Origin of the sequence: Stenotrophomonas sp. HMWF003, assembly GCF_003061285.1 — a bacterium.
GTDB classification, from domain to species: Bacteria; Pseudomonadota; Gammaproteobacteria; order Xanthomonadales; family Xanthomonadaceae; genus Stenotrophomonas; species Stenotrophomonas maltophilia_AP.
The window spans coordinates 1-7,804 of the sequence record NZ_QAIW01000282.1; the positions used below are offsets into that span (position 1 = coordinate 1).

At 67.2% G+C, this 7,804-nt stretch carries 8 protein-coding genes and 1 tRNA gene; 1 reads left to right on the forward strand and 8 read right to left on the reverse strand.

The annotated features are described in order from the left end of the window. Positions 1-176: 176 nt before the first annotated feature. Positions 177-596 (reverse strand): hypothetical protein, encoded by a 420-nt coding sequence (locus tag DBR34_RS11685; protein WP_128096922.1) that lies wholly within the window; start codon positions 594-596, stop codon positions 177-179. A gap of 108 nt (positions 597-704) precedes the next feature. Next, positions 705-2,852 (reverse strand): TonB-dependent siderophore receptor, encoded by a 2,148-nt coding sequence (locus DBR34_RS11690; protein ID WP_128096931.1) that lies wholly within the window; start codon positions 2,850-2,852, stop codon positions 705-707. Positions 2,853-3,184: 332 nt separating this feature from the next. On the opposite strand from DBR34_RS11690, the gene DBR34_RS11695 reads away from it, so the two are divergent. Further along, a complete protein-coding gene (locus tag DBR34_RS11695) occupies positions 3,185-3,556 on the forward strand; it encodes a hypothetical protein (protein ID WP_128096923.1) in 372 nt (123 codons plus the stop codon). 29 nt (positions 3,557-3,585) lie between these two features. Here the strand turns inward: DBR34_RS11695 and DBR34_RS11700 are convergent, their stop codons facing one another. The 6 genes from DBR34_RS11700 to DBR34_RS22780 all read right to left on the reverse strand — a co-directional run. Next, positions 3,586-3,963, reverse strand: coding sequence for a response regulator (locus DBR34_RS11700; protein ID WP_128096924.1), 378 nt, complete (start codon positions 3,961-3,963; stop codon positions 3,586-3,588). After that, a complete protein-coding gene (locus tag DBR34_RS11705; protein WP_128096925.1) occupies positions 3,960-4,961 on the reverse strand; it encodes an HWE histidine kinase domain-containing protein in 1,002 nt (333 codons plus the stop codon). The genes DBR34_RS11700 and DBR34_RS11705 overlap by 4 nt, the downstream gene beginning before the upstream one ends. Positions 4,962-5,109: 148 nt before the next feature. Continuing rightward, positions 5,110-5,751 carry an ankyrin repeat domain-containing protein gene (locus DBR34_RS11710; RefSeq protein WP_128096932.1) on the reverse strand — a complete coding sequence of 214 codons (642 nt, stop codon included), beginning with the start codon at positions 5,749-5,751 and terminating at the stop codon, positions 5,110-5,112. A gap of 285 nt (positions 5,752-6,036) precedes the next feature. Next, positions 6,037-6,129: transfer RNA gene (locus DBR34_RS11715), tRNA-Ser, on the reverse strand. Between the two features lie 81 nt (positions 6,130-6,210). After that, positions 6,211-6,414, reverse strand: a complete 204-nt coding sequence (csrA, locus tag DBR34_RS11720) for a carbon storage regulator CsrA (RefSeq protein ID WP_019183311.1) — start codon at positions 6,412-6,414, stop codon at positions 6,211-6,213. Between the two features lie 141 nt (positions 6,415-6,555). After that, positions 6,556-7,804, reverse strand: a 1,249-nt coding sequence (locus tag DBR34_RS22780) for a DHHA1 domain-containing protein (protein ID WP_258223841.1), incomplete at its 5' end; no start/stop codon positions are given.

Here is a 7,804-nt window from a genome sequence, read left to right on the forward strand (position 1 = left end):
CGGCGGCCTGGGCGAGCAACGGGGATGCCGCCAATGCGGCAGTGCCGACAGCGGCAGCGGAAAGAAACTGGCGACGTGCGTTCACAACGACTCCTGCAGGGCGGACCAGTGCCCACCCTCGCATTCACGCGGTGCACGCCATGCGTGGACGGCGTCAACACGACGGCAACGGCGGCCTAACGGGTCGTGGCAGCCGCGTCGTGTGGCCCCTCGCCTTGTGCCTGCATGGTGCGCAGGGCCGTATCGATGCGCTGCTGCACGATGCGTTCTTCGTCGCTCAACGGTCGCGCAATCAAGGTGCGCCCGTCCACCACGAGGCCAGCCACCGTGCCATCCGCGGCGGTATCGCAGCGGGCACGGACTTCCTGCAGTTCACCGCTGAGACGGACGAACTTCAGCCCATCCCCCGGCCGCCATTCGAACGTGTGGCCATCGGCCTGATAGCGCCGCGCGGGAATCCGTGGCACCTGCGCGCCGTCGGCGATCGATGCCGTACGCAGGATCACCCCCTCGCATACCTGAAAGGCACGCACCTCGCCCGGTGCCGGTGAACCGGCCGCCGCCAGCGCCATGATCAATGCCACGCCCTGCACCATGTTTCTGCTCCCTGGATGCTGTCGGGGCAGTGTGCCACGGCCTCGCTGCACGCCCTGCACGCGGGCGCCTGCAGCACCCCGGCGCACTGGCCGGGGTGCCGCGCTTCATCAGAACTTGTAGTTGAGGGTCAGCCGCACGTTGCGCGGTTCGCCCCAGGTGTAGGTGCTGTACCAGCTGAAGATCGTGTAGTAATGCTTGTCCAGCAGGTTGTTGACGTTGAGCGTGGCCGACAGCTGGTCGTTGAACTCATACCGCGCCATCGCGTCCAGCAGCCAGTACGGCTCGGTGCGATGCACCAGGCTGGCACCGTTGGCCGGGTTGGTGATGGTGCCGAAGGTGCTGCCCTGCCAGCGCGCACCGCCGCCCACGCTCCAGCCCTGCAGCGCGCCGCCCTGCAGGCGGTAGCTGGTGTGCAGGCTGAACTGGTCTTCCGGCTCCAGCGTGGAGACCTTGACCGACTGCTGCCGCGCGATCTTGTGCGCGTAGCCGCCCTGGACCTGCCAGCCCGGCGCCACCTGGCCGGACATCTCCAGCTCGTAGCCCTTGGTGCGCACGCCCATCAGCCCGCGGTAGGCGATGCCGCCGCTGGGGGTACGGCCCCCGGTGGGTTCGGCGTAGTTGTCCTGGTCGAGCTGGAACACCGCCGCACTGGCGTTGAAGCGGCCCTCCAGGAACTCCGCCTTCAGGCCCGCCTCGTAGCTGCGCCCTTCCATCGGGTCGAGCGTCTTGCCCTGCTCGTCCTGGTTGCCCTGCGGCTTGAAGATGGTGCTGTAGCTGGCGAACACCGAGAAGTTGCGGTTGAGGTCGTAGACCACGCCTGCGTACGGCACGATCACGCCGCTTTCGTCGGTGTCGGGCGATTTATAGTTGGCGATGCGGCTGCCGAGGATCAGCTTCAACGGATCGGCCAGGTCGAAACGGCCCACCACGTAGGCACCGCTCTCGCGGGTCACCTGGTTGTCGCCGTAGCCCCACTGCCAGTCCGGCTCGGGCACGTTGCCGGCCCAGCTGTAGTAGTCGGCGACATCGGTCACGTAGCCCGGCTGCGGCGAGTAGCCGTTGTTGATCCAATGCTTGCGCGACACGCTGCCACCGACCACCAGTTCGTGCTCGCGCCCGAACCACTGGAACTTCCCACTGACATACAGATCGGCCGCGTTGCTGGTGGTCTCGCCGACGTACTTGCCGACCCACATGCTTACGCCCTCACCGGTCACCGGGTCGGGATTGCCGCCGGCGGCTGCACCGAGCGGGGCGTCGTAGCCATTGACCTGGTGGTTGAGCTGCAGCTTGGCCACCCAGTCGTTGCCGAAGGTGTGCTCCAGCGTGGCGAAGGCGGTGCGGCTGTACTGGCCCCAGCTGCTCCAGCGGGCGCCGTTGTTGAACGAGCGCGGCATGTCGTTGAAGGCGCCGGTACTGTCCAGCAGCGGGATGCCGCCCCAGCTGGAGCCCTGCGGGTCGCTGTCCTGGTAGTCGGCCCCGACGGTGAGCAGCGTGCTGTCGTCGATGTCGGCCTCCAGGATGCCGTAGAACACCTGGTTGCTGCGCTGGTAATGGTCAACATTGGAATGCTTGTCCTGGTAGGCCCCGACCACGCGGCCACGCACGCGGCCACTTTCGGTCAGCGGCCCGCCCACATCCACCTCGGCGCGGTAGGTGTCCCACGACCCCACGCCCAGCGTGGCGCTGCCGGCCAGTGCGCGGGTCGGCTTCTTGCGCACCAGGTTGATGGTCGCGCCGGGGTCGCCCATGCCGGTGAGCAGGCCGGTGGCGCCCTTGAGCACTTCCACGCGGTCGTAGATGGCCATGTCGCTGAGCGTGTTGCCGGCCGAATAGGCCGAGTCACGCGCCATCGGAATGCCGTCGTACTGGAAGTTCTGCACCGCGAAGCCGCGCGCGTAGTACTCGGTGCGTTCGCTGTCGTAGGTGACGATGCTGATGCCCGGGGTGACCTTCATGACATCGTCGATGCCGTTGAGCGCGAAGTCGTTCATCTCCTGCCGGGTGATGACGCTGATCGACTGCGGCGTCTGCCGCGGGCTCAGCACCAGCCGGGTCGCGGTGGCGATCGTGCCCGGCGTGTACGAATCACTGCCTTCGGTGACGGTGCCCAGCTGATTGGCGGTGACCTGCACGGTCTGCAGCGTCTGCGCCGCGTCATCCCTCGGCGGCGCAGGCGCATCGTCTGCCTGTGCGGACGTGGCGAACACGGCAAGGCCGAGTGCACTGGCCAGCGCCAGGCTCAGCGGGGACATCGACGGCGACGGCGCAGTGCGACCGGCGCGGGTGGGGACAACACGGAACGAAGCAACGGACACGGCAACGCCTCCAGCAAGGAAAGAAGTCCTCTGGCGGCGGCTGGAGGGAAAGGGGGATCGAAGGCTGCAACGCCTTCAGTGCGGCGCGATTCTACTCGCGCAACCGGTCGCTGTCGCGGTTCCCGGTGGCGCCGCGTGTTGCAGGCCCGTCACCGGCCGCCGCGCGTGGCCGGGCAGGAAATTAGCAAAACTACTAACTCACCGGTAGACTGTGTGCCGGCATGCGTCTCCGCTGCGCATGCACTCACAACGGCCGACGAGGCACGCACATGATCGATTTTTCCCCCGCCCAGCGCGGCGGCCTTCCGCCCTTGACCGGCACCCGCTGGCCGATCCGGTGCGGCCATGGCTTTTCCGCCGAAGAACTGGCGCAGCTGCGCGACGGCCTGTGGCCCCGCGCAAGCGACGACCGCTGGGCGGTGTGGCTGGACGGCAGCACCTTGCGGTGCTGGCGCGCGGTGACCAGCGGCTGCATCTACGAAAGCGTGATCGTCATGGCCGACGACGGCAGCGGTACCGCCGTGGTGCTGGATGTGCTGGACGATGCGGCGCAGTACCAGCGCGCCAGCACCGACAGCGCCGAACTGGAGCGCTTCGAAGGCGTGGTGCGGATGGCGCTGGCGCAGGCACGCGCCGCGTAATCACCGGGCGGCGCGGAAGGCGTGCCGGGTCAGGCGATCAGGCCGCCCGGCGCGGCCGGCGCATCCTGCAGCCCGGCCAGGGCCTGCTGCAGTTCGCGCATCCGGAACGGTTTCTGCAACCCATGCCGTGCCCGCAGGTTCGGCGGGATCGCGGTGCCGTCATAGCCGGTGACGAACATGTAGGGAATGCCACGCGCCTCCAGCGCTTCGGCAATCGGGAACGACGGAGTACCGCCGAGGTTCACGTCGAGCATGGCGCAATCGATGCCGCCCCGCTGCAGGGCGGCCAGCGCAGCATCGACGCTGGCGGCCACCGCCGCTACCTCATACCCGAGTTCGATCAGGGAGTCTTCGACCATCATCGCCACCAGCGATTCGTCTTCGACCAACAGGACACGCGCCTTCATGGGTAAACCTCGTGTGCATCATCAGGCAGGGGGATCGTAACGCGGAACGTGACGCCCTCGGGGTCAAAGGCCAGGTCCACCGCTCCCCCCATGTCATGTTGGAGCCCGCGTTCGAGCAACCGTGAACCAAAACCGCGCTGGGCCGGCGGCTGTACCTGCGGGCCGCCCCGCTCGCGCCACACCAGCTCCAGCACCTCACCCTCGCCGCTGTGGTGACGCTGCCAGGCAATATGCACCGACCCGTGTGGCGTGGACAACGCGCCATGCCGCAACGCGTTGGCACACAACTCGTGCAGCGCCATGGCCAGGGCCATCGCACGGCGCGGGTCGATGCGGCACGGTTCGCCCTGCACGTCGAACTGACGTGCATCGAACCGGCCCTGGGCGGCAAGTCCGCGGGCCAGCTCGGCGACGTCGGCACTGTGCCAGTTCTCACGGGTCAGCATGTCGTGCGCGCTGGCCAGCGCCAGCAGGCGCTCTTCGATCTTGCCGCAGGCGTCGTCCATGCCATCGGCATTGGCGAAGGTCTGCCGCGCGATCGACTGCACCGTGGCCAGCGTGTTCTTGACCCGGTGGTTCAATTCGTTGACCAGCAACTGCAGGTGCTGCGCATGGCGGGTGCGCTCGGTGATGTCGCGGGTGCTCCCGGCAATGGCTTCGACCTGGCCGTCCGGCCCGAACACCGGCGTAAAGATGTAGTCGTAGACCCGGGTGCCTTCGGTGGTGTGCGGGAACGGCACCTCGCCACGCACCGGCCGCCGGGTGGCGATCACCTGCTCGATCTCGTCGTCATGCATGGCCGCATGCCAGGGCGCATAGCCCAGCTCCAGGCAGGTCTTGCCGGCCGCCTCCTCCCAACGCATGCCCCACATGTCCAGCAATGCCTTGTTGGCATAGATGAAACGGTGCTGCAGGTCGAAGACATACGACAGGTCGGGCGTGGCCTGCAGGAGGGCCTCGTAGATGCGCCACTTGGCAGTGTCGTGTTCGTGCAGCACAGGGGAGGCAATCGGCGGGGCGGGTGAAGACCATAGTGGTCCACCCGTGAAAAACGGGTCAGCGCAGCGCGCCTGCGTTCATCCTGCAGGCGGCGGCTTGCCGGCGTACGCCGCCAGCCGGCGACCGATGCCCAGTGCCTCCGGCACCTCAGCGCGGACGCGCGCCTGCGGCAAGGAGCAGCGCCTCGATCTGGCGGTAGCCGCGCTGGCGCGCATGCTGCAGCGGGGTCGTGCCCTCGCCATCGGACAGGTTCACGTCGGCCTTGGCCGCAATGAGCTGGCGGACGATCTGCACATGCCGAGGCCCGCCATCGCTCAGGATGATCGCCTCCAACAACGCCGTCCACTGCAGGGTGTTGACGTGATCGACGTCGACGCCTGCCGCGATCAGCGTCGCCACGGCCTCCACATGGCCGCGCTCCGCGGCCGGAATGAGCGCGGTGCCACCGTAACGGTTCGTGCTTTTCAGGTCCGCGCCCGCGGCCAGCGTGGCGCGCAGGATCTCCAGGTGCCCGCGGGCGCCGGCGTACAGGTACGGGCTGTCCTGGATGGCATCCTTTGCGTTCACGTCGGCACCGGCCTGGATCAGGGCACGCGCGGCCTCCACGTGGTTGTGGTGGGTGGCGACCAGCAACGGCGTGGCCTTTGCCGCGTTGCGTGCATCCACCGGAGCCCCTTGGCCCAGCAGCGTACGCACCGTCGCGGCATCCCCCTTTTCCGCGGCCCGATGCAGCCGCTCATCCAGCGAGGCGGCACTGATCGGCGGGACCACGCCCGTGAACATGCCCATGACCATCCAGCAACGCAGCGCCATCCGTCCCATCGAAATTTTCCTGCTCCTGATACGGCCACGTCCCGCAGGACGCATTGGACAACGACCGTAGCCGAGCCGGCGGACAGGCACCAATGAAGAATCGTGATCGCCTTCATTTGCCCAGCGAATACGACGAGGGCCCGTGGATGCGCTCCCCGGCCCTCACCGCCCTGCTTGCTGCGCATGGGGCGGGACAGCAGCCGGGCGGATTCGCAGACAAAAAAAAGCCCCTGAGCGTGCGCTCAGGGGCTTTTCTACAACTGGCGGAGCGGGAGGGATTCGAACCCTCGATAGAGTTTTAAGCCCTATACTCCCTTAGCAGGGGAGCCCCTTCAGCCACTCGGGCACCGCTCCAGTGTTCTGGTTCCGCCGCTGCGTTGAATCATCTCAGCGGGGGCGCGAATAATAACGTTTTCCGCGCCCGAAGGTAAAGCCTTAATCCGAAGAATTTTCACTTCCGGATGCATTGGGCTCATCGCCGCGCTGGATCCGCTGGTAAATCTCTTCGCGGTGCACGGCCACATCCTTTGGAGCAGTGATACCGATACGCACCTGGTTGCCCTTGACGCCGAGCACGGTCACGCTGACCGAATCACCGATCATCAAGGTTTCGCCTACGCGGCGAGTCAGGATCAACATTTTTGCAAGTCTCCAGGGAACCGGTGGATCTTCCCCACCGGCTCGGCGCCCAGCCAAGGAACGCCACACGACAAAGGGAAAGGATTAGCCATAGTACCGTCAGGCCTCCCGCCCCTTCAAGGAGCAGGAAGCTTCAGGTGTTCAGATACGGGGGGTGACCCAGTCGACAACGGCGGCGAGTGCAGAAGCAAGGGCGGGCCCGTCCTCGCCACCACCCTGGGCGAGATCCGGGCGGCCGCCGCCCTTGCCCCCGATCTGACTGGCGATATGGGCCAACAGTTCCCCGGCCTTGACCTTGCCCATTGCACTGCCGTTCACGCCCGCGACCAGGGCTGCCTTGCCGTCCTGGGTGCCGGCCAGCACGATCACCGCGTTGCCCAGTTGCTGCTTGAGGCGGTCGATTGCGTCACGAAGCGCCTTGGCATCGAAGCCTTCCAGGCGCGCGGCCAGGATCTTGATGCCGTTGACCTCGACCGCCGACGCGCCGAGGTCGGCGGTAGCGCCTGCGGCCTGCTTGGCCTTCAATGCGTCCAGTTCGCGTTCCAGCTTCTTCTGGCGCTCGCCAAGCTGGCGGATCTTCTCCACCACGTCGCCGGCATTGCCGCCGAGCAGCGTCGCCGCTTCGCCCAGCACGGCCTCTTCGTGGGCCACGTAATCCAGCGCGCCCTGCCCGGTCACCGCTTCAATGCGGCGCACGCCCGAGGACACACCCCCTTCGGAGGTGATCTTGAACAGGCCGATGTCACCGGTGCGGCCCACGTGGGTGCCACCGCACAGTTCGGTGGAGTAGTCGCCCATCTTCAGCACGCGCACGTTCTCGCCATACTTCTCGCCGAACAGCGCCATCGCGCCGAAGTCCAGCGCTTCCTGCATGGCCATGTTGTGCACTTCGACGGCGTTGTTGGCCCGCACCTGCGCATTGACCTTGCGCTCGACGACCGCCAGGTCCTCGGCGCTGATCGGCGCGAAGTGCGCAAAGTCGAAGCGCAGACGGTCCGGCGCCACCAGCGAGCCCTTCTGCTGCACGTGGGTGCCCAGCACTTCGCGCAGGGCGGCGTGCAGCAGGTGGGTGGCGGAGTGGTTGAGGATGGTGGCGCCGCGTCGCTCGCCATCGACCTGGCCACGCAGCACATCGCCCACCTTCAGGCTGCCCTGGGTGATCGTGCCGACGTGACCATGGAACTGGCCCGCGAACTTCTGGGTGTCGCTGACCTGTACCTGCCCGCCCGCACCGGCAAGTTCGCCGGTGTCGCCGACCTGGCCGCCGGATTCGGCGTAGAACGGGGTCTGGTCGGTGATCACGATCACCTCGTCACCCGCCTGCGCCGCGTCCACCGGGCGACCGTCCTTGAGCACGGCCAGCACCGTCAGGCCGTCGGCCTGCAGGCGG